Raw genomic sequence first — 20,591 nt, 5'->3', positions numbered from 1 at the left:
TATGTTTGCTGACACGATTCAGCAACCCAGATTTTACTGGTATTCACAACAACAAGGCGAGGCTCCCCACATGCTGACGCTAACAGCCAATGATATCCGCCTGGGCTGCACTGCAACCGACTGGCGGGATGCCCTGAACCAGGCCAGCCAGGAACTGCAGGATGCAGGCCGGACCACTCCCGACTACCACGCGGGCATGCTGGCCAGGGAGCAACAGTCCTCCACCGTCCTTGGCAACGGCATTGCCATCCCCCACGGCACACCGGAAAGCCGCGAGGCGGTCACCAGCACCGGCATCCGCGTGCTGCAGTTTCCCGGCGGCGTTACCTGGCATGACAACGCCACTGTGCATGTGTTGGTCGCCATTGCGGCCCAGTCGGATGAGCATCTGGATATCCTGCGCCACCTGACCCGCGTACTGGACAAACCCGGCCTGTCGCAGAAACTGGCCGAGGCCGATGACACCGAGGCGCTGGTATCCCTATTGTCGAAGGAGCCAGTGATGCCAAAATGCGACGCTCAGACCCTTTGCCTGGGTGTTAACACCCGGACCACCAGCGAACTGGCCATCAGCGCTGCTGCCCGACTACAGGGGTTGAGCTGTGTCGACGCCAGCTTTATGAAAGAAATTGTCAGCCAGCCACCCGTGGGGCTGGGCCAGGGGTTTTGGCTGGTTCACCACAGCGTTGGCAGTATCCGACCTGCGCTGGCACTGGCAACCCCCAAAGAACCCCGTGACGACCTCGCCGGCGTTTTCTGCCTGGCGGGCCCTGGCGACGACTGCCGCGAATTGCTGGAACGTATCGATAATTTCCTGGCCCAGAACATCCCCCTGGAAAGCCAGTCCGTGGATGCTGTACTTTCCCGGCTTTCCGGTGAGCAGGCCAATGCGGTCAGCGACCGGGTGCGCCTGCTGAATACCCATGGCCTACACGCCCGGCCCGCCAAACAACTGGTACAGGAAGCCCGTCAGCACAAGGCAGACATTCGCATCCGCCTGGAGGACGGCGATGGCAATTCGGTATCAGCGACCAGTCTCACCCGGATCATCGGCCTCGGTGCCCGCAGGGGGCAAACCCTGATCATATCCGCAACCGGCGACGACGCCGAACAGGCGGTAGAAGCCGTTTGCCAGGCCATCAATGACGGGCTCGGAGAAACCGTCTCCCCGCTTCGACAACAACAGAGCCAGCCGGCGCCTGCCGAGCCGGAACCCGAACCTCTGACCGATGACGAACCCCTGAAAGCGGTCGCCGCCTCACCGGGCCTGGCTCTGGCACCCGCCTTCGTCATGCGCCAGCCAACATTGGACTACTCCGCCACCGCCAGCGATGCCGGTGAACAGACCAGCCGACTGGGCCGTGCCATCGACGAAGCCGACGGACAACTGCGCACGCTGATTCGCCAGGCCGAAGGCGGTGAGGCAGCACCGATTCTGTCGGTGCATGTGGAAATGCTACAGGATGACGATCTCTACCAGGCCGCCCTGGAAGCCATTAACGAAGGCGCGTCCGCCGAAGCCGGCTGGTGGCACGCTATCGATACCGCAGCCCGGGCCCAGGAAGCACTGGCGGACCGGCTGCTGGCCGAACGGGCGGCAGATTTGCGGGATGTTGGCCGGCGCGTGCTGGCCAACCTCTGCGGGGTGGCCATGCCGACACCGCCGGACGAACCCTATGTACTGGTGGCGGACGACCTGGGCCCTTCCGATGTGGCAAGGCTGGACACCCAACGCGTTCGTGGCCTGATCACAGCCCGTGGTGGCGCCACATCCCACAGCGCCATCCTCGCTCGGGCGCTGGGGCTCCCTGCCGTGGTCGGGGCTGGTGATCGTATCCTGACCATCAGCGACGGAACGGACCTGGTGGTCGACGGCGAACGTGGCTGCCTGGTGCCCAACCCCGGCGCCGAGCGCCGCGACCGCATTGACCGGCGCCTGGACCAACTCACCCGCCTGCAGGCAGACGCCCACGAGTGCCGGAACGAGCCAGCCACCACCACCGATGGCCACACCATCGACGTATGCGCCAACCTTGGCAACACCGCCCACACCCCGGATGCGGTCGACCGGGGCGCCGATGGCATTGGCCTGCTGCGCACCGAATTCATTTTCATGGAGCATCCGGACGCGCCTGACCTGGACACCCAGGTGAAGGAATATCGCCATGCCTTCGACGCCCTCAACGGCCTGCCACTGGTCGCACGCACCCTCGATGTGGGTGGTGACAAGCCCCTGGATTACTGGCCCCTTCCCCACGAGGACAACCCCTTCCTTGGGCTGCGCGGTATTCGCCTGTCGCTGACCCGACCGGAAATCCTCGAAACCCAGGTGCGCGCGCTGCTGACGGCTGCCGACAACCGCCCACTGCGAATCATGTTTCCCATGGTCAAGGACCTGGAAGAGTTTCGCGCGGCCAAGGCCATCGTCGAACGGGTCCGCGCCGAGATTCCCTGCCAGGGCCTGCAGGTGGGCGTGATGATTGAAGTGCCCTCCTGTGCCCTGTTGGCCCACACCCTGGCACCGGAAGTGGATTTCTTCTCGGTAGGCACCAATGACCTCACCCAGTACACCCTGGCTATCGACCGTGGCCACGGCCAGCTTTCGGCCGAGTCCGACGGGTTGCACCCCTCGGTACTGCAACTGATCCGCATGACCGTCGAAGCCGCCCATGCTCACCAACGCTGGGTGGGTATCTGTGGCGAGCTGGCCTCCGACCCACAGGCTATTCCGGTACTGCTGGGCCTGGATGTGGACGAGCTGTCGGTGACCAGCCGGCGAGTGCCACTGGTCAAAGCCTGTATCCGCGGGCTTAGCCGCGAACACGCCCGTGAACAGGCGAAACTGGCGCTGGGCAAGGCCACCGCAGCCGAAGTGCGCGACGCCCTGGAGACACTGTAATGGCCCGGGTACTCACCATCACCCTGAACCCGGCGCTGGACCTAAATGCCGAGACCGACTCAATCCGGCTGGGTAACGTGAACCGCTCTCGGTCCACACGTCTGGAGGCTGCCGGCAAAGGCATTAACCTGGGCCGTGTGCTGTCACGCCTCGGCCATACCGTGACCGTGTCCGGACTGCTGGGAGACATCAACGCCGCGCCCTTCGACCGCCTGTTCTCGTCTGACATCCTGGCAGACCACTTTGTCCGCATCCCCGGGCAGAATCGCATCAACGTGAAAATTGCCGAGGGCGATGGTCGTGTGACCGATCTGAACGGGCCCGGATTTGACGTACCCGCGGATGCCCTGGACCGATTAAAGGCACGCCTGGGTAACTTGAAGAACAGGTTCGATGCCGTTGCCATTGCTGGCAGCCTGCCCGGCGGCTTTCCGCCCGAGGCACTGGCGGAACTGGTCACCCTGGCTCGCGAAGCAGACATCCCGGTGTGGCTGGATACCAGCGGCGCAGGCCTCACAGCCGGGCTTAAGGCGCTGCCAGACGGCATCAAGCCCAATACGGAAGAGCTGGCCGAATGGGCCGGGCACCCTTTGGAGAGCCTGGACGCCATCGCCGAGGCAGGCCGCTCACTTCAGGCCACCGGCATCGCCAATGTGGTGATTTCCATGGGCGAGAAAGGCGTGCTCTGGCTGTCGCCGAAGGGCAACTGGCAGGCGTTGCCACCGCCCGTGACCGCCACGAGCACGGTCTGCGCCGGCGACACTTTGCTGGCCGGAATGATTCACGGCTTGCTCGAACGTCATCACCCGGAACAGGTGCTGTCAACCGCCACCGCGCTGTCGGCCGAGTGCGTTCGACACATTGGCGTTGGCGATCCAATGGCCGACGACTTTATCCAACTGATTCAGCAAACCCGCGTCAATCTCTTTACCCCCTGACCCGGGCACAACAACAATGGGGAGATGCCATCATGAAACTGATCATTGTAACCGCCTGCCCTCAGGGCGTGGCCACCAGCTTCCTGGCGGCCCGGGCCCTGGAAAGGGCCGCGCAGCAAAAGGGCTGGGAAGCCAGAACAGACATTCGCAGCCCGCAGCAACCACTGTCGTCCCTGCCCGAGGATGTCATCGCCTCGGCGGACCTGGTCGTTGCCGCAACAGGAACACCAACGGACCTGAACGCCTACGCCGGCAAACGCCTCTATCAGGTCCCGGTAACGGCCGCCCTGCCCGATCCCGCGTCGATTCTGGACCAGGCCGAAAAGCAGGCCGAGCCCTATCAACCAACAGAGGCTTCACAGCCCGAGCCTGCCACCTCAGGTAGCGCAGGCAAACGCATTGTCGCCGTCACCGCCTGCCCCACCGGTGTCGCCCACACGTTTATGGCGGCAGAAGCCCTGACCGCCGCCGCGACCGCGGCTGGCCATCAGATCCGCGTGGAAACCCAGGGCTCCGTGGGTGCCCAGGATCCGCTGACCGCCGAGGAAATCGAGGCGGCGGATCTGGTGATCCTGGCCTGTGATATCGAAGTCGACCCCAGCCGTTTTGCCGGCAAGCGGCTTTGGCGCACGTCCACCGGCAGCGCCCTGAAAAAACCGGGGCCCACCATTGATGACGCCATGACCAATGCCTCTGTCGAGGAAGGCCAGAAAAAAGCGACCTCAGGAGGTGGTGGCGAGAAACGCGGCCCCTACAAGCATTTGCTGACGGGCGTATCCTTCATGCTGCCCATGGTGGTAGCCGGCGGCCTGCTGATCGCCCTGTCATTCGTGTTCGGCATTGACGCGTTTGAAGAGGAGGGCACCCTGGCAGCCGCGTTGATGCAGATCGGCGGCGGCACCGCCTTCCAGTTGATGATTCCCCTGTTGGCCGGCTATATCGCCTGGTCCATCGCCGACCGGCCGGGCCTGGCGCCGGGAATGATTGGCGGCTACCTGGCCAGCACCCTTGGCGCAGGCTTCCTGGGCGGCATCATCGCGGGCTTCCTGGCGGGCTACGTCGCCCGTTTCATCAGCCAGAAGCTGCCAATGCCCGAGAGCATCGAATCCCTCAAACCCATCCTGATCATTCCGCTGCTGGCCAGCCTGGTCACCGGCCTGGCCATGATCTACGTGATCGGCGAACCCGCCGCCGCCCTGATGGATGGGCTGACCAACTTCCTGGAAGGCATGGGCACCACCAACGCCATCCTGCTGGGCGGTATTCTCGGAGCCATGATGTGCTTTGACCTGGGTGGGCCGGTGAACAAGGCCGCCTATACCTTCGGTGTCGGTTTACTCTCGGAAGGCAGCGGTGGTTCGGCCCCCATGGCGGCGATCATGGCCGCGGGCATGGTGCCCGCCATCGGCATGGGTGTGGCGAGCTTTATTGCCCGCGCCAAGTTTGCAGAGGCCGAACGGCAGGCCGGGCGGGCCTCCTTCGTACTGGGGCTGTGCTTTATCTCCGAAGGTGCGATCCCCTTCATGGCCAAAGACCCACTGCGCGTGATTCCGGTGTGCATGGTGGGGGGCGCCATCACGGGCGCCCTGTCCATGCTGTTCACTGTCAAGCTCATGGCACCCCATGGCGGTCTGTTCGTGCTCGCCATTCCCAACGCGGTAAGCACAGTACTGCCCTATGTGGCCGCCATTGCCATCGGTTCGCTGGTAATCGGGTTTGGCTACGCCATGATCAAGACCGGCAAGGCCGAGGTGGCAACCGCCTCCTCTTAGCAGACCTCCCCTCCGGGGGCGCTTGACGCCCCCGGTATTTGCGGCGATGGTATCCGCCAGATCCACACACAAGGACGCCGTGATGAAAATTCTGTCTACCCTGATCCTGGCGATTGCCGCCATTGTTTCCGCGTCACTCATCGCCAACGGCCTGACCGGGCTACGCACCGGAGACCGTTTCGTCACCGTCAAGGGCGTTGCGGAACGGGAGGTGCAGGCGGACCTCGCACTCTGGCCCCTGCGTTTCGTCGCTACCGGCAACAGCCTGGACGAAGCCCGCGAGAAGGCCCGCAGCAGCCGCGAAGCCATTATGGCCTTCCTCAAGCTGCAAGCCATCGACACAGACGCAGTGGAACTGCAACGCCTGGACGTTACGGACACCCGCGCCAATCCCTACCAGGAAAGCAACGGCCAGAAGTTCATCATCAACCAGACCCTGATGGTTCGCAGCGACGACATCGATCGCATTCGCCAGGCCGCGCAGTCTGTCAGTGAACTGGTGGATTCCGGCGTCATTCTGTCATCCGATTATGGCCCAGGCGGGCCGACTTACCTGTTTAACCGGTTGAACGACATCAAACCCGAGATGATTGCCGAGGCCACCGCCGCCGCCCGCGAGGCCGCCGCACAGTTTGCCAGGGATGCAAAAACTGAATTGGGGAACCTGCGCCGCGCCAATCAGGGCGTGTTCCAGATCCTGGCCCGCGACCAGGCCCCCGGCGTCAGCGAGGGCCAGCAGCCGATAAAAACCGTTAGGGTAGTGACTACGGTTGAGTATTATCTAAATTAGGCGACTGCCGCCAGTTACTGGGTCTGCACCATTTCATCGGTAACCTGATAGCGGCCAGCCAGCCAATGCAGGATTTCCCTGGCGGCCGGGTGATCAAAGTGGCCATAACATTCCGTCAGCGCCTGATGGCGTTCGGTACTGAGCCTGTGCAAGCCGGCATCCTGCAACAGGAGCAGATCGGCCTGTACCTGCTGCGCCAACTCTTTGCCCAACACTTCCTCGGCGGCCAGTTGGAAGGCCTTGCCATACTGGTAGCCGGGCCCCTGTTCATAGCTACGGGCCAGGGTGATGGCCGGAATCGCAGTGAGCGTTGGCTGTAACGCGGGATTAATGGCGTGGCCCGAGAGGTACGGGCCGTTGGCCGCCGGCCGGCCGGTGAATGCCCGCAGGTGAAGATGCCGGGACATACGATCACCGTCGTTCACCGGGTAGTTATCCCACAGCACCGGCTTGCGCCCCAGCGCTTCTGAAACACGCTGCAGGTGGCCCGGCGATATCTCCCGCGAACACACCTCCTCGCCCGTCCAGAACACCTGCACGGACGGGTCCAGTGCCTTGCCTAGATCTTCCAGGTAATGCTCGGGACGAGGACCAAACACCCGGTCCAGCACCGGATCATCGGAGTAGTAGCTGGGGCAGACGGTCAGTTGGTCCGCTGTACTGCGTTCTGCCACCCAGTGAATGATCTCCGCCTGTCTGGCCGCCAGTTCCGGTGTATCGCTTTTCATGTCATCAAACAGGATCGCCAGATCGGTGATACCCAACTGATCAAACGCTGCCAGTTTTTGCGTCAGCGCGGTTTTCGCCGAGTCATCGAAATTGTTGAACACCTCGAACGGGCTCAGGCCAATGCCGAACCGGACTCCGTGACTGCCACAAAACCGGGCGAAATCAGCCAGCTCATCGGCCTCCGCTTGCGGATGCGGCTCGTTCCACCGGCGCCTGAGAAAAGCATCCGCCTTGGGTGCGTACCAATAGTTCCGATAACCATGGGGAGCCAGTGCCGCAACCAGCTGCCGACGCTCTTCCCAGCTCCACAAAGGGCCATAGAAGCCTTCAATGATTCCCAGTGGGGGTTGCTCTGCCATGGGCGTTTCCATTTCGCGAGTACACAGATGGTTTACCGTCCAGAGGGTATCTCATCAGGCCGTGGGGGTCACCGGACAAGTTTAGCAATGTCGGCTAGACTTCTCGTACTGATGATGTAGTGATGAGTAGTAATGAGCAGTGACGATTCACATCCGCTCTCCGATTACCCATGTGGATAAGGAGCCTGGCAAATGGACATTAAAAGCTTTGAAGACCTGATTGAGTGGGCTCGCGAGCTCCACGCCCACCTGTCCCGATGTTTGTCGGAGTGCTCAACAAAGAACAAGGAGGAGCGAGCCCGGGCACTGCTGACGTATCTGTCGGACCATGAGGCCGAACTCGAGCGCATCACGGCAGAGTTCGAGAAACAGGCCGATTCAAAGGCTCTGAAAACAAGACTCTACGACTACCTGAACGACGAACACAAGGCCATCAAAACCCACCGCACCTGCGATGATCATTACGCCAGTCTCGACTTCGACAGCATTGTCCGAGAGGTGTTCGACTTCCATGATCAACTCATCGACCTGTATGACAGCCTGGCCGGCAAGGCAGAGATTCCGGAAGCGAAAGAACTCGCTGAATCCCTACGCGCCATGGAGGAGAACGAAGCCATGCGGCTGGCGAGGCAGATTGGCATGATGGATGATGTTTGATGATCTCCGGAACTGCTCCATGCACCGGGAGAAGAACTGGAAACTCCTGTCACCTGTTTAAATGACTAGATAGACGACAATCCGTGCTTTTCCAGAATACCCACCAGCATGGCACCGCTTTTGGTGCGATGATCACGATGGTGGTTTCTCGCCGCCTCAGCATCGCCTTTTCTGATGGCAGCCACCACAGCTCGGTGATCGTCATTGGATCGATGGGGAGGCGGGCGTAACCTGAGCGTCAATAGCCTCACACGATGTGACTGTTCCCAGTAGGTGTTGACGATACTGGCGAGCCTCCGATTACCGCAGAATTCAACCAGCCGCAGATGAAAACGCTCGTCCGCCTGCGCCCATTCATCAAGATCGTTCCGGGACAAGGCCTCGTCCATCTCGTCAACCGCCGCCATCAGCTGCGAGAGCTCTTCGTCGCTGATGCCTTTACGGGCCAATAGTTCTGCAGCCTCTGCTTCCAGCGCAGTCAGGATGTCATAGATTTCGATCATGTCGTGCTTGGACACCGGCAGCACCCGCATACCATGCCGAGGGCGGATCTCCACCATGCCCTCATTGGCCAGCCGAATCATGGCTTCGCGCACGGGGGTACGGCTCATGTCGAGCAGTTCCGCCAACTCCTTCTCGAGCTTGAATGTACCGGATACCAGTTCGTTGTCGAGAATACGACGCTTGATTTCACGATAGGCACGTTCTGGCAGCGACAGCTTGTTATCTCCTGTCCCTGCCGACGACCCTGTGTTGGTGGCAGCTTTGTTGTTCATTCCGTCAACAATTATCCTCATGATGTACCGCGATCACACAGCCCTGATCAGCAGACTGGTATATCGCACGTTCAATCTCAAGATTCTTGAGATAGTCTCGTCCCGTGTTGGCAAATGCTTTCCCGGCCAGCCAGGAGTCAACGACGTGACGCTGGAGCAGATAGACGCAATCCCCGCCAAAGTTGATATTCTGCCACGGGTAATCGATAGCTTGGGTGCAATTGTCACCATTTTGACGAAACGCGATATCGCCATCTCCCGACAGCGACAAGACACCCCGAGCCCCCTCAATCGTCATTTCTCCCATGGTTAACCGGCGATTGTCCGCCTTGTGGTCAGCCAAACGATTACCATCGAAAACAGCCTGTACGCCAGAGGTGAAGTTGAAAATCACCAAACCACTGTCCTCCCCTGCGATGACCGGGTTCAAACGGCGCAATTGAGCAAATACAGAAGCTACCTCGCCAAACAGATAGCGAAATGTGTCAATCCAGTGTACCCCGGTTTCATGGATTAGAAACCGGTCCATCTGCTGGAAATAGGGCTGGCGATTCAAGTAGGCCTCGTTACCCTGCCCGTCTCCCGGCCGCAGCCGGAAGCTTCCCTGATAAACCTCACCCAAGCGGCCGTCGTCCGTCTGGCGACGCATTTCAGCATACCAGGGCTGAAACCGGACATTTTCATGTATCACCAGAAAAATACCGGCTGTTTCAGCAACGTTCACGGCTTCTCTCGCTTCCTCTAGCGAGCGACAAAACGGCTTCTGACAGATAACATTAACGCCCCGGTTCGCCGCTATCCGGATAAACTCAAGATGCGTCGCCGGCGGAGTAATGACATCGACAATGTCTGGCGTGGTTTCCGTCAGCATTTGATCAAAATCGGTATAACACGATGCAACACCGTAGGTGTCAGCCACAGACTGCGCACCTTCGAGTGAACGGTTGCAGACTGCGACGAGCTCAACTTCGCCAATACGTGACCAGGCTTCATACTGAAACTGACTGAAATACCCGGTACCCACCGCAGCCAATCGAATCGGATTCATACTGCCGCCCCCGCCAGAAAACTAGTGTGATCGTGCTTTGATGATGTTATCCAGTGCCGCCGCAACAGCGTCAAAAACCGGTTTTGTGCCGGCATCACCGCCCAGCTCACAAGTGACCAACTGACCGCCCGCGAAAGCAGCATCGACTGCGTCACGCACCAGCCGACCAGCCTCACCGGCGGCCGCGCACTGATGCTTGTCACCCAGCCACTCCAGCATCATCGCGCCAGAGAGGAACATAGCGGTCGGATTGGCCACACCTTTACCTGCAATATCCGGCGCACTGCCATGACAGGGCTGGAATACCGCGTGGTCATCGCCAATATCCGCTGACGGTGCGTACCCCATGCCGCCAATCAGGGCGGCACCAAGATCAGAAAGAATGTCGCCAAACATGTTCTCGGTAACCATTACATCCAGATCCCACGGCCGGGAAATCATGTTAAGAGCAGCGGCATCGACGTACATGTGGCTGCGCTGCAGGTCGGCATTCAGCTCTCCCTGCTCTTCGAATATCTTGCGGAAGAACGCAAAGGACTTGAACACGTTGGCTTTATCAACGCAGGTGACATGGCCGGGTTTACCCAGTGCCTTGCGCTTGCGGCCGAGATCGAACGAAAAATCAAACAGGCGCTCGCTGACCGCACGGGTGATGACAAGTGTATCCCGCGCTTCGGCGTCATCAATCACTTCGCCTTTGCCATGGGAAGCAAACAGGCCTTCAGTGGATTCGCGGATAATGACGAAGTCCAGTTCGCTGGCCGCCGGGTTGTTGAGAATCGGGCGCAACCCGGGAATCGTGCGCACCGGCCTTACACCGGCATATAGCCCGAACTTGAACCGGAAATCGATCTGGGGCGAGATTTCAGTTCCGTCTGGATAACGCACATCGGGCAAGCCCATCGCGCCCAGCAGAATGGCATCAGCCTCTGCTGCCTTGTTCATCGACTCATTCGGCAATGCCTCACCGCTGTCCCGATAACTCGCTGCACCCGCTACGTATTTGCTGAACGAGACATCAAGTTTGTCAGTACAGGCAATCGCGCGCTCCAGAAGTTCGACGCAGGGGCCCATGATTTCTTCGCCAATGCCGTCGCCAGGGAAAACAGCAATATCAAAGTGGTTCGAGTTGGTCATCAGGTTTCCTCTATCTGTCTTGTTGTAGTGAGTCATGAAACATGGGCAACCACGCGGTTGGATTAACCGTCCGCGGTGTCGCCAAGGAATGGTTGTAGTTTTTTCAGTGACGCCTTCCAGTGGATGGGTTCGACGCCCTGCACCGGAGCTCGGAACGTGGCTATCTGGTTGCCCAGCAGGCACCCGAGATACCCTTGGCGCAACTGCGGACCGCCAAAGGCCATGCTGGAAACATGGCCGAGCTGTCGACTCCTGATGTTGTCCAGGTGCGGGCGCCCCATGGTGCCGCTCTGAAAGGCGTTTTCCACTTCCGCCAGATAATCGCTATCGACGTCTTCAATGACGATTTGCTGCTGTCCGTTCTCGGTCACCCGAATCAGCCGGTTGCTGACAATGCTGGTGATCCAGATGCCGCCTGCCACATCAAACGCAATGCCGTCGGGGAAAGTACCCGGACCGAACTCACAGATGGTCCGACGGTTCACCAAATCGCCACTACTGTTGACGTCAAAACAGATCAACCGGCGGGCAAAGGTTTCGTTCACGAAGAGACGGCTGCCATCCGGGTGCATCACGCATTCGTTGGTGTAACCAAGTCCGTCGGCTACCACACGGGCGTCGCTGCCATCACTGTTGGCCAACACCACAAAACCATCAGCCACATCCTTACGGTAGGCGTCAGCCCTTGGGCAGCAGCGGGTGCTGACGGTCACCCACAGGCGCTGGTTATGGTCGAGATGCACGTAATTGGTTGGCGGCAGGGCAACGCCCTCAACCTCAGTGACCAGCGCTTCAAGGCCACCATCGGGATGCAGCCGGAAGACACCACCGCTGTTTTCACCAAGATGGGTCGCCAGCAGGTTGCCGTCGTTCTCCAGGGCAATGCCGTTGGGTCGCAGTACGAAGTCCTGCTGGTTCGAGAGTATCCTCAACGGCATTTCAGAAGAGGCAGGATCAGTAATTGAAACGCCACCACTACCCGTCCAGTCCGCAGTAAAAAGCAATCCGCTGCGGTGGGTGAGCACACATTCAGGCCGCTTCAGGGAATGGCCTACAAATTCCAAGTCTTTGATTTCAATCATTGGCTTTACTTAATCCCGCTAATACACGATACAAGTAATAGGATAATTGACGCCTTACATATTAACGTATACATTAACACATGCAGTAAGGGATTCAAGAAACAAAAGTGTAAATCAGCAACCTCAAGCGCATAAAAACAACTAGCGGAGGAATCAACATGAGAAGAATAGTGGCATCCGCCATTTGCCTGTCACTCACCCTCGGTGCCAGCCTGGCAAAAGCAGAGGACTACCCAACCCGCGACATTACCGATGTTGTCGTCTGGTCCGCCGGTGGCGGCACTGACACCGCAAACCGAGTTGTGACGGCGGAAATGAGCAAGTTTCTGCCCACCCGGATCAATGTGGTCAATAAACCCGGTGGTGTTGCCGGCTCCATCGGCATGAGCTATGCCAGCAACCAGGCCGCCGACGGTTACACACTCGTCGGGCTTTCCGAATCCAACGTAACCGCAGCGGTCCAGGGTGGCTGGGACAAGACCTTTGAGATCTGGTCTCCCTTCATCATTGGCGGCTCCCCAGACGTGCTGTCAGTGAACGCCGACTCGCCCTATGAAAGCCTGGAAGATCTGGTCGAAGCCTCGCAAGAAGACCCCAAAGCGATTAAAGCGGCGGCCGGTGGTTCTGGCTCGATTCACCACCTGAACCTGCTTGCGTTCGAGAAAGGCAGTGGCGCCAAGCTCAACTTCATTCCCTATCCGGGTTCGGCGCCTGGCCAGAATGCAGCCATGACCGGGGAAGTCTCGGTGGTGGTGACCTCACTGGCCGAGCAACAGCAATTGTTAAAAGCAGGCAAGCTGAGGCCACTGGGCATGCTGGTCGAACAGGCGTCGTCAGTGAAAGGCGTAGGATCGATTCCATCTGCTTTTGACACCTACCCGAACCTCCGGGAATACCTGCCTATCAGCCAGACCATCGGCTTCGCGGTTAGCACCGACGCGCCCCAGCACGTAAAAGATACGCTGGCAGATGCCTTCAAAAAGGCCTTGGAGACCGATGCTGTCAAACAATGGGCGGCGGACAACTTCTATCAGTTGTCTGGCAAAACCGGAAAGGAAGCCTCTGCTCAGTTCAGACAGCTGGAATCACTGTTCTCCTGGACGCTGCATGATCTGGGTGCGGCCAAAATCAATCCCGACAAGCTCGGTATCGAGAAGCCCTGAGGGCACCTGAGATACAACGCACGACAGACGATCAGCGCCGCAGAGCACATCGCTCTTCGGCGCTCACGCTGTCTTCAAGGCGTTAGATTTTTGCATCTGTAGTGAAGCGAACGTGGAAAGACCCATGAATGACCGGAATCTCAGCAGCAAACGAAAGGCCGACTTGTACACCAGCATTCTGTTGCTGGCGCTCTCAATCGCAATGATCGCCGAAACACTCACTTTCCCTATGACGAATAGCTATGGCGGGGTGGACAGCGTCTGGTATGTGTCGCCGGCACTGTTTCCTCTGCTTATTGCCAGCGCTTTGGTGATCATGGCAATCGTGCTGTTGCGGCGGGCCATTGTCGATGGCGGTGCCCGGCGGGCCTGGGCCGACCGACACCTGCTCATGCAAGGCTGGCGCAATGAAAGGGTCCAGCGTCTCGTTATCATCGTGGCCTGTATAGCCGGTTACGTATACGGACTGGTTAGCTACGTTGATTTCTTTATCGCGTCGACACTCTTCCTCGGTGCCTTTACTGTGCCCTTCTACCTTGATCGCAGTGCTCTGTTCACCCCTACCCTGATCTGTCTGCTCGGCACAAGCCTGTTCGTCTTTGTCGTTCGACGCGACGAGCTTGTCCCGGGTAGCACACTGGATAGCGTTATGTTGATTGTCTACTGCGTGATGGCGATCTGGACGTGGGTGCTCGTTCGCGGGGATTGCGATCTGGTGCGCAAATGGCGTATCTCGATGCTGGTCAGCCTGGCAACCCCGCTCATTCTGGTACCGGGCTTCAAGTTCGGGCTACTGGTACCGCTTCCGGTTGAAGGCCTTGCCATCAACACAATGTCTGACCTGGCTCGCAGCCTTTCAACATTTTTCTGACGCCAGGAGGCAACTATGGGTTTCTTATCCGACCTCGCAGTCTTCGGGCAAACCATCTGGCAAATGCTGACGGACCCGTGGACAGTACTTCTACTGTTCGGCTCCAGTTTCCTGGGAATTATTTTTGGCGCTATGCCCGGGCTGACAGCCACTCTTGGCGTTGCCCTGCTTACCACGCTGACCTATTCGATGAACCTGGAAACCGCTCTGGTGTCATTGATTGCCATGTACGTGGGCGCCGTTTACGGTGGCTCCTACCCATCGATCCTGATCAATATCCCGGGCACTGCGGCCGGTGCCGCTACCGCTCTGGACGGCTATCCCATGGCACAGCGGGGCGAAGGAGGCAGAGCCCTTGGCCTGACCACCACCGCGTCTTTCATTGGCACCCTGATCGGAATGATTGCACTGGTGGCCTTTGCACCGCTGATTTCCGACGCAGCGCTGCAGTTCACTTCTTATGAGTTCTTTCTGCTGGCTTTCTTCGGCATCATCATCAGCGGCACGCTGACGAGCACCGATCTGGTTTACAAAGGCTGGATTGCGGGGCTACTTGGCCTGGCACTGGCGTGTATCGGGCGTGATCAACTTCAGTTCTTCCCCCGCTTCACCTTTGGCGTTCCGGAACTGGACAGTGGCATCGAAGTGGTCCCGGTGTTGATCGGTGCATTCGCACTGCCTCAGATCATCCGCTCCATGCGCGACCGCCTGAAGCTGGGCAAGCCGCAGCCGGTGAAACGAATACTGCCTGAATTCCGCAGCATCCTTAAGAACATGCGGCACATTGTACGCTCCTCCCTGATGGGCGTCGGCATCGGCGCCGTACCCGGTGTCGGTGAAGATATCGCCGGCTGGGTGTCCTACGGCACCGCGAAAAACACGCACCCTCACCCGGAACGCTTTGGCACCGGCGAGCCTGCTGGCGTTATCTCTTCAGAAACCGCGAACAATGCCTGCATCGGCGGTGCGCTAATCCCACTGACCACACTGGGCATTCCCGGCAGCCCACCTGCGGTTATGCTGCTCGGAGCACTGATGCTCCATGGCCTGAACCCCGGCCCGATGGTCGCCATTACCCAGCCGGACTTTCTCATTCAACTCACTGCCATCATGGCACTGGCCTCTCTGGCCATGTGGCTCAATGGCATGTTTCTCGCCAAGCATGTCATCAAGGTGTTGCGAGTTCCGGCACCGCTTTTCCTACCCATTGTCGCCGTGATGTCGGTTATCGGTTCCTATGCGCTCGGGCTGAACGTCATAAACCTCTACCTGATGGTTCCGGTGGGTATCGCTGCCTTTTTCCTTAGCGAAATGGATTACCCCATTTCACCTCTGGTGATTGGCGTGATCCTGGGGCCCATGGCCGATGAAAACCTGAGACGCGCTCTGATGGTGTCCGAAGGCAGCCTTGGCGGTTTTTTTGAGCGGCCGGTTTCGGTGATTCTGATCACCGCCATTCTCCTGACAATCCTATCGCAGGTGCCGGCCTGGAAACGCTGCCGGGACAAGTTGGTTGCCAGCCTGCAGCAACGCCTAAAACGCAGAAACGCCACCCACTCCAACGGAGAACAACTGAAATGATCCTGCTTGGCTGTATTGCCGACGACCTGACCGGCGCAACAGATCTCGGGCTGACGCTGGTTCGCAATGGTATGCGAACGATTCAGGTCTCCGGTGTGCCTGAACCCGGCACCAAGTTCGAAAATGTAGACGCCGTTGTTGTGGCACTGAAATCCAGAACCATTGAGCCTCAACGCGCTATCGAACAGTCGATGGCTGCACTGGCTGTGTTGCAGGAAGCTGGGGCCAGGCAAATCGTCTTTAAATACTGCTCTACGTTCGACTCCACGGATCACGGCAATATCGGCCCCGTCACCGAGGCATTGCAGAATGCTTTGAACGCACCGGTGACTGTCGCCTGCCCTTCATTTCCGGCGAACGGACGTAGTGTGTATCAAGGCCACCTTTTCGTCGGCAACCAACTGCTTAACGAGTCTCCCCTGAAAGACCACCCGCTCACGCCAATGCGGGACGCCAATCTGGTCCGGGTCTTACAACGCCAGGCACAGGGGCGGGTCGGCCTGGTGCCCTGGCAAGTCGTGTCACAGGGTGCCGATTCGATTACTGCAGCCATCTCGTCTGCATCGGAACAGGGGCAATCGCTGGTGATTGTCGATGCCCTTTGCGATCAGGATTTACTGCAAATTGGCAAAGCCTGCGCGGAACACGCACTGGTGACCGGCGGCTCTGGAGTTGCAGCCGGCCTACCCGAAAATTTCCGCCAGCAAGGCATTCTTGCCAGCACTGATGCAACTGATCACTTTGAATATCCGCCAGGCGCAACACTCGCCCTGGCCGGCAGCTGCTCCGTTGCCACCCGCGCACAGATCCAGCGCGCCCGTGAGGCCGGTTTCCCCGTTTATCATCTCGATCCCTTCGATCTGATAGCGGACGATCGTGAACTTCAAAACGTCTGTGCCTGGGTCACCCATACCCAGAAAAACGGTTCACTGCCACCATTGGTGTATTCGTCGTCTACTCCCGACGATGTCGCCAGGTTCCAGCAGGCCAACGGTGGCGAACAGGCCGGCGCCATTATTGAACGCGCCTATGGGCAACTGGCCTGTCACGCATACGAGACAGGCACGCGCAAACTGATCGTGGCCGGCGGAGAAACCTCGGGCGCCGTCGTCAATGCGCTCGGCATCCGACAGCTCGAAATCGGCCCGGAAATTGCCCCCGGCGTGCCCTGGACCGTCAGCCGAAATAGCGATACCGACACCGTGGGGCTGGCCCTGAAATCAGGCAATTTCGGCGGCCCTGATCTGTTTGAAGAAGCGTGGAGAATGGCCAATGAATCACGAAAATAAAATGCGGGAACGAATCTGCGAACTGGCGCTGTCTATGTTCCAACGCGGCCTGACCTTCGGTGCCTCTGGTAATATCAGTGTTCGCCTTGATAACGGCTGGCTGATGACCCCTACCGGCTCCACCATGGGTAACCTGGACCCTGCCCGTCTGTCCCGACTTGACGCCAACGGCCGGTTAATCAGCGGTGACAAGCCGACCAAAGAAGCGTTTTTGCACCAGACAATGTACGACTGCCGCCACGACGCAGAGGCCGTTGTTCATTTGCACTCCTCCCATGCCACCGCTGTCAGTTGTCTAGATTGCGAAGACTGCACGAGTGTCTTGCCGCCATTGACCCCCTACTTCGTGATGCGTGTAGGTCAGCTACCCATGGTCCCCTACTTTCCGCCGGGGGATCCGGATCTCGCGGGGGCGGTCGGCAAACTTGCCGGCGAGCACCACGCCGTGTTGCTTGCCAACCACGGCCCTGTGGTCGCTGGAACCAGTCTCGACAACGCCGCCTTCGCAATGGAAGAGCTGGAGGAAACCGCCAAGCTATTTCTGCTTCTGCAGGGCATGCGAACCCGGCCCCTGGATACCGCACAGGTCGATGAACTAAACACACGCTTCGGGAAAAAATAAATGTACGCCATCATTGTTCGATTTGAAGCACATCCCGGAAGTGAGGAAGAACTGAAGCGCCTGCTCATCACCCAGGCAGAAAACAGCCTTCGTGACGAACCTGACTGTCACGTCTTTGATGTGGTTCAGGATAATGAAAACGACGGCGTCTTCTATCTCTACGAACTCTATACCGATCAGGCCGCGTTCATGCGTCACCTTGAGACAGTGCACTTCAATGCCTTCAATACTCAAGCCAAACCATTCGTAGCGACCAAGGCACTTTTCCAGGGAAAACGTCTCGCCAGTTGCTTAACCAACCAGATATAAATGCCACAAACCTGTAGCGTTACTCTGCGGACCAAAAAGAGTTTTGCATTTCTGGCATAGCCACTCAGGTGATGGTCGCAACGATCACCCTCCCGGTTGCCTGCGATCTTTGCTTGTCATAAACTGTATATACATACAGTTTATGGGGCCCGATGATGAATACGCGCGCGACGCCGCTCAATCCACAGAATCGTTTCCAGCCCATAGTGACGGACCGCCAATACGACGATGGCTGGTATCAGGACCCCGCTGACGATACCTGCCCGGACTCCCTGGCAACCGAAGTCGTGGATGAGCAGGTACGTACGATTATCAGCCGGAACCAGTCGCCGGATGTGCCGTTCGACCAGTCCATAAACCCGTACCGGGGCTGCGAGCATGCGTGCATATACTGCTTTGCCCGGCCTACCCATGCGTACTGGGACATGTCGCCGGGGCTGGACTTCGAAACCCGGCTGATCGCCAAACCCAATGCTGCGGAACAGCTTCGAAGGGAGCTCGATAAACCCGGCTACCGTGTGTCGCCAATTGCCCTTGGCGTGAACACCGATGCCTATCAGCCGGTTGAGAAGCATCGGGAAATTACCCGCGACGTCCTCAAGGTGTTGGTCGAGTATCACCATCCGGTGTCCATTATCACCAAGGGGGCACTGATTCTGCGGGATCTGGACCTGCTGTCAGAACTGGCACATCAGGGCCTGTGTTCCGTTCGGGTCAGCTTGACCACCCTGGACAATACCCTGAAGCGCCAGATGGAACCTCGCACTGCAGCGCCGGCGACACGCCTGAAAGTCATCCGTGAGCTGGCCGCTGCCGGCGTGCCAACGGGCATCATCCTGGGGCCGGTTATCCCGTTCATCAACGATCATGAAATTGAGAGCATTCTGGGGGCCGCAGCAGAGGCAGGTGCGGAACGGGCAAGCTGGATCATGCTTCGCCTGCCGCTGGAACTGGATGAACTGTTCCAGGACTGGTTGCAGCGGCATTTTCCGGACCGGGCCAGTCATGTGATGAATCGCATGCGCGATTTGCGGGGTGGCAAAAGTTACGAAGCCCAGTTCGGGCGCAGAATGACAGGAACGGGCCCCTACGCAGATCTTGTCCGCCAGCGCTTCGCAAAGCGCGCAAGGCAACTGGGCCTGAACCTTCATCAGGCAGAGCCCCTTAGAAGCGACCTCTTCAGGCGTCCTGCGGGTGAGCAGATAGGATTGTTCTAGACCGGGAACATTACCTCATGCTGACCAGCGGGAGAAAGTCGTAAGACCTAGGTCGTACAGAGGCGGGTTTTTCATTCCGTTTCTTAACGTTTGTTGATAACTTGAACTAGAATTAGGAGTTACTTTCCCAGACAGAGGGAGAGGCTCTCAACACAACAACGACAAAAGAGGCTAGAAGAGCAATGAAGATCCGTTCTGTTCTATCCGCGGCTGTGCTGGCTGTAGCAACTACCTTTGCTTCCACACAAGCCCTCGCTCAAGACACGTTTACCCTGCGCCTGGCCGAGACCTGGGGGCCCAACTTCCCGATTTTCGGTGACACCACCAAACGGTTCGCTGAAACTGTCGAAAAAATGTCCGACGGCCGCCTGAAGGTCCGCATCGACTCGTCAAACAAGCACAAAGCGCCCTTCGGTGTCTTTGATATGGTCAAGGCCGGCCAGTACGACATGGGTCATTCCGCGTCCTACTACTGGAAAGGCAAAGTACCCAACACCCTGTTCTTCACCAGCATGCCTTTCGGCATGAACGCGATGGAACAATACGCCTGGTTCTACCACGGCGGTGGTATGGAACTGATGCAGGAGGTTTACGAACCCCACAACATGCTGTCGTTCCCGGGTGGCAACACCGGCGTTCAGATGGGCGGCTGGTTTCGCAAGGAAATCAACACTCTCGAAGACCTGCAGGGCCTGAAGATGCGTATTCCTGGCTTCGCCGGTGAGGTGTTTGCAGAAGTAGGCGTTAATCCGACCAACATCCCACCTGGCGAGCTTTACACAGCCCTGGAACGCAACACCATTGACGCGGTTGAGTGGGTTGGTCCTTCCCTGGATCTGCGTCTCGGTTTCCAGCAAATTGCGGACTATTACTACACTGGCTGGCACGAGCCCGCCACGGAGCTGCAGTTCCTGGTGAACAAGAAGGTATGGGAAGAACTGCCAGCCGACCTTCGTGAAATCATGCGCGTCGCCATGCGCACAGCCTCCTACGACATGCTGGTTCACTCTCAGCACGCAAACGCAGAAGCCTGGGCCAACATCAAGGAAGAGTACCCGAACGTACAGATCAAGAAATTCCCTGAGGAAATCTTCCAGGCCATGCACGAGGCCAACGAGAAACTCCTGAAAGAAGCGGCAGCGAACAATGAGCAAGCCGCAAAGATTGTAAAATCCCAACAGGAATATCTTGAGAAGAGCCGGGCCTACACGGACATTTCCGAGCGGGCCTACCTAAACACGATGGCAGAAGTCGAGTAACATATCGGCAGTAACTGAGCCGGGATCGCTCTAGCAGTGATCCCGGTTTTGTCGTTTATAGCAATTGAAAAATCGCCGGCTCGCTGGCGGAGG

18 protein-coding genes are annotated in these 20,591 nt (G+C 58.6%); 13 read left to right on the top strand and 5 right to left on the bottom strand.

Annotation, left to right across the window (positions count from 1 at the left end):
• Window positions 1–70 precede the first annotated feature (70 nt).
• The 4 genes from ptsP (at window position 71) to ACTRWH_RS07140 (ending at window position 6,399) form a co-directional block, all read left to right on the top strand.
• On the top strand, window positions 71–2,899 hold the full coding sequence (gene ptsP / locus ACTRWH_RS07155) for a phosphoenolpyruvate--protein phosphotransferase (protein ID WP_462826182.1): 2,829 nt from the start codon (window positions 71–73) through the stop codon (window positions 2,897–2,899).
• Window positions 2,899–3,837 carry a 1-phosphofructokinase gene (pfkB, locus tag ACTRWH_RS07150; protein ID WP_228210075.1) on the top strand — a complete coding sequence of 313 codons (939 nt, stop codon included), beginning with the start codon at window positions 2,899–2,901 and terminating at the stop codon, window positions 3,835–3,837. Before ptsP ends, pfkB begins: the two co-directional genes overlap by 1 nt.
• Window positions 3,838–3,869: 32 nt before the next feature.
• Entirely contained in the window at window positions 3,870–5,609 is a 1,740-nt protein-coding gene (locus tag ACTRWH_RS07145) for a PTS fructose-like transporter subunit IIB (RefSeq protein ID WP_434049730.1), read from the top strand.
• Window positions 5,610–5,691: 82 nt separating this feature from the next.
• On the top strand, window positions 5,692–6,399 hold the full coding sequence (locus tag ACTRWH_RS07140) for an SIMPL domain-containing protein (RefSeq protein ID WP_036210606.1): 708 nt from the start codon (window positions 5,692–5,694) through the stop codon (window positions 6,397–6,399).
• A gap of 14 nt (window positions 6,400–6,413) precedes the next feature.
• Here the strand turns inward: ACTRWH_RS07140 and ACTRWH_RS07135 are convergent, their stop codons facing one another.
• Window positions 6,414–7,487 (bottom strand): beta-N-acetylglucosaminidase domain-containing protein, encoded by a 1,074-nt coding sequence (locus ACTRWH_RS07135; RefSeq protein WP_041332542.1) that lies wholly within the window; start codon window positions 7,485–7,487, stop codon window positions 6,414–6,416.
• 192 nt (window positions 7,488–7,679) lie between these two features.
• Between ACTRWH_RS07135 and ACTRWH_RS07130 the strand changes: the two genes are divergently transcribed.
• Window positions 7,680–8,144 carry a hypothetical protein gene (locus tag ACTRWH_RS07130; RefSeq protein WP_036210612.1) on the top strand — a complete coding sequence of 155 codons (465 nt, stop codon included), beginning with the start codon at window positions 7,680–7,682 and terminating at the stop codon, window positions 8,142–8,144.
• A gap of 65 nt (window positions 8,145–8,209) precedes the next feature.
• On the opposite strand, the gene ACTRWH_RS07125 is transcribed toward ACTRWH_RS07130, so the two are convergent.
• The 4 genes from ACTRWH_RS07125 to ACTRWH_RS07110 form a co-directional block, all read right to left on the bottom strand.
• Window positions 8,210–8,920: an FCD domain-containing protein gene (locus ACTRWH_RS07125; protein ID WP_462826181.1), complete on the bottom strand. Its 711-nt coding sequence runs from the start codon at window positions 8,918–8,920 to the stop codon at window positions 8,210–8,212.
• A 4-nt stretch (window positions 8,921–8,924) separates the two neighbouring features.
• On the bottom strand, window positions 8,925–9,968 hold the full coding sequence (locus ACTRWH_RS07120; RefSeq protein WP_462826180.1) for a Gfo/Idh/MocA family oxidoreductase: 1,044 nt from the start codon (window positions 9,966–9,968) through the stop codon (window positions 8,925–8,927).
• A 21-nt stretch (window positions 9,969–9,989) separates the two neighbouring features.
• Entirely contained in the window at window positions 9,990–11,105 is a 1,116-nt protein-coding gene (locus ACTRWH_RS07115; protein ID WP_462826179.1) for an isocitrate/isopropylmalate family dehydrogenase, read from the bottom strand.
• Window positions 11,106–11,167: 62 nt separating this feature from the next.
• Window positions 11,168–12,187, bottom strand: a complete 1,020-nt coding sequence (locus tag ACTRWH_RS07110) for an SMP-30/gluconolactonase/LRE family protein (protein ID WP_462826178.1) — start codon at window positions 12,185–12,187, stop codon at window positions 11,168–11,170.
• A 158-nt stretch (window positions 12,188–12,345) separates the two neighbouring features.
• On the opposite strand from ACTRWH_RS07110, the gene ACTRWH_RS07105 reads away from it, so the two are divergent.
• The 8 genes from ACTRWH_RS07105 to ACTRWH_RS07070 all read left to right on the top strand — a co-directional run bounded on the left by ACTRWH_RS07105 (window position 12,346) and on the right by ACTRWH_RS07070 (window position 20,498).
• Window positions 12,346–13,350 (top strand): tripartite tricarboxylate transporter substrate-binding protein, encoded by a 1,005-nt coding sequence (locus ACTRWH_RS07105; protein WP_462826177.1) that lies wholly within the window; start codon window positions 12,346–12,348, stop codon window positions 13,348–13,350.
• Window positions 13,351–13,474: 124 nt separating this feature from the next.
• A complete protein-coding gene (locus ACTRWH_RS07100) occupies window positions 13,475–14,221 on the top strand; it encodes a tripartite tricarboxylate transporter TctB family protein (protein ID WP_462826176.1) in 747 nt (248 codons plus the stop codon).
• A 15-nt stretch (window positions 14,222–14,236) separates the two neighbouring features.
• Window positions 14,237–15,802, top strand: a complete 1,566-nt coding sequence (locus ACTRWH_RS07095; RefSeq protein WP_462826175.1) for a tripartite tricarboxylate transporter permease — start codon at window positions 14,237–14,239, stop codon at window positions 15,800–15,802.
• A complete protein-coding gene (otnK, locus tag ACTRWH_RS07090; RefSeq protein WP_462826174.1) occupies window positions 15,799–17,091 on the top strand; it encodes a 3-oxo-tetronate kinase in 1,293 nt (430 codons plus the stop codon). Before ACTRWH_RS07095 ends, otnK begins: the two co-directional genes overlap by 4 nt.
• Window positions 17,075–17,713 carry a 3-oxo-tetronate 4-phosphate decarboxylase gene (gene otnC, locus ACTRWH_RS07085; RefSeq protein WP_462826173.1) on the top strand — a complete coding sequence of 213 codons (639 nt, stop codon included), beginning with the start codon at window positions 17,075–17,077 and terminating at the stop codon, window positions 17,711–17,713. The genes otnK and otnC overlap by 17 nt, the downstream gene beginning before the upstream one ends.
• Window positions 17,714–18,022, top strand: coding sequence for an antibiotic biosynthesis monooxygenase (locus ACTRWH_RS07080; RefSeq protein WP_462826172.1), 309 nt, complete (start codon window positions 17,714–17,716; stop codon window positions 18,020–18,022). It begins immediately after the preceding gene.
• A 155-nt stretch (window positions 18,023–18,177) separates the two neighbouring features.
• Complete coding sequence (locus ACTRWH_RS07075; protein ID WP_462826171.1) at window positions 18,178–19,239, top strand: PA0069 family radical SAM protein; 1,062 nt, start codon at window positions 18,178–18,180, stop codon at window positions 19,237–19,239.
• Between the two features lie 182 nt (window positions 19,240–19,421).
• Complete coding sequence (locus ACTRWH_RS07070; RefSeq protein WP_036211050.1) at window positions 19,422–20,498, top strand: TRAP transporter substrate-binding protein; 1,077 nt, start codon at window positions 19,422–19,424, stop codon at window positions 20,496–20,498.
• Window positions 20,499–20,591 lie beyond the last annotated feature (93 nt).

This window comes from Marinobacter sp. G5_S1_61_S3 (assembly GCF_054968585.1).
Note: the sequence above shows the minus strand (reverse complement) of the source record. Positions and strands in the feature narration are given on the sequence as shown.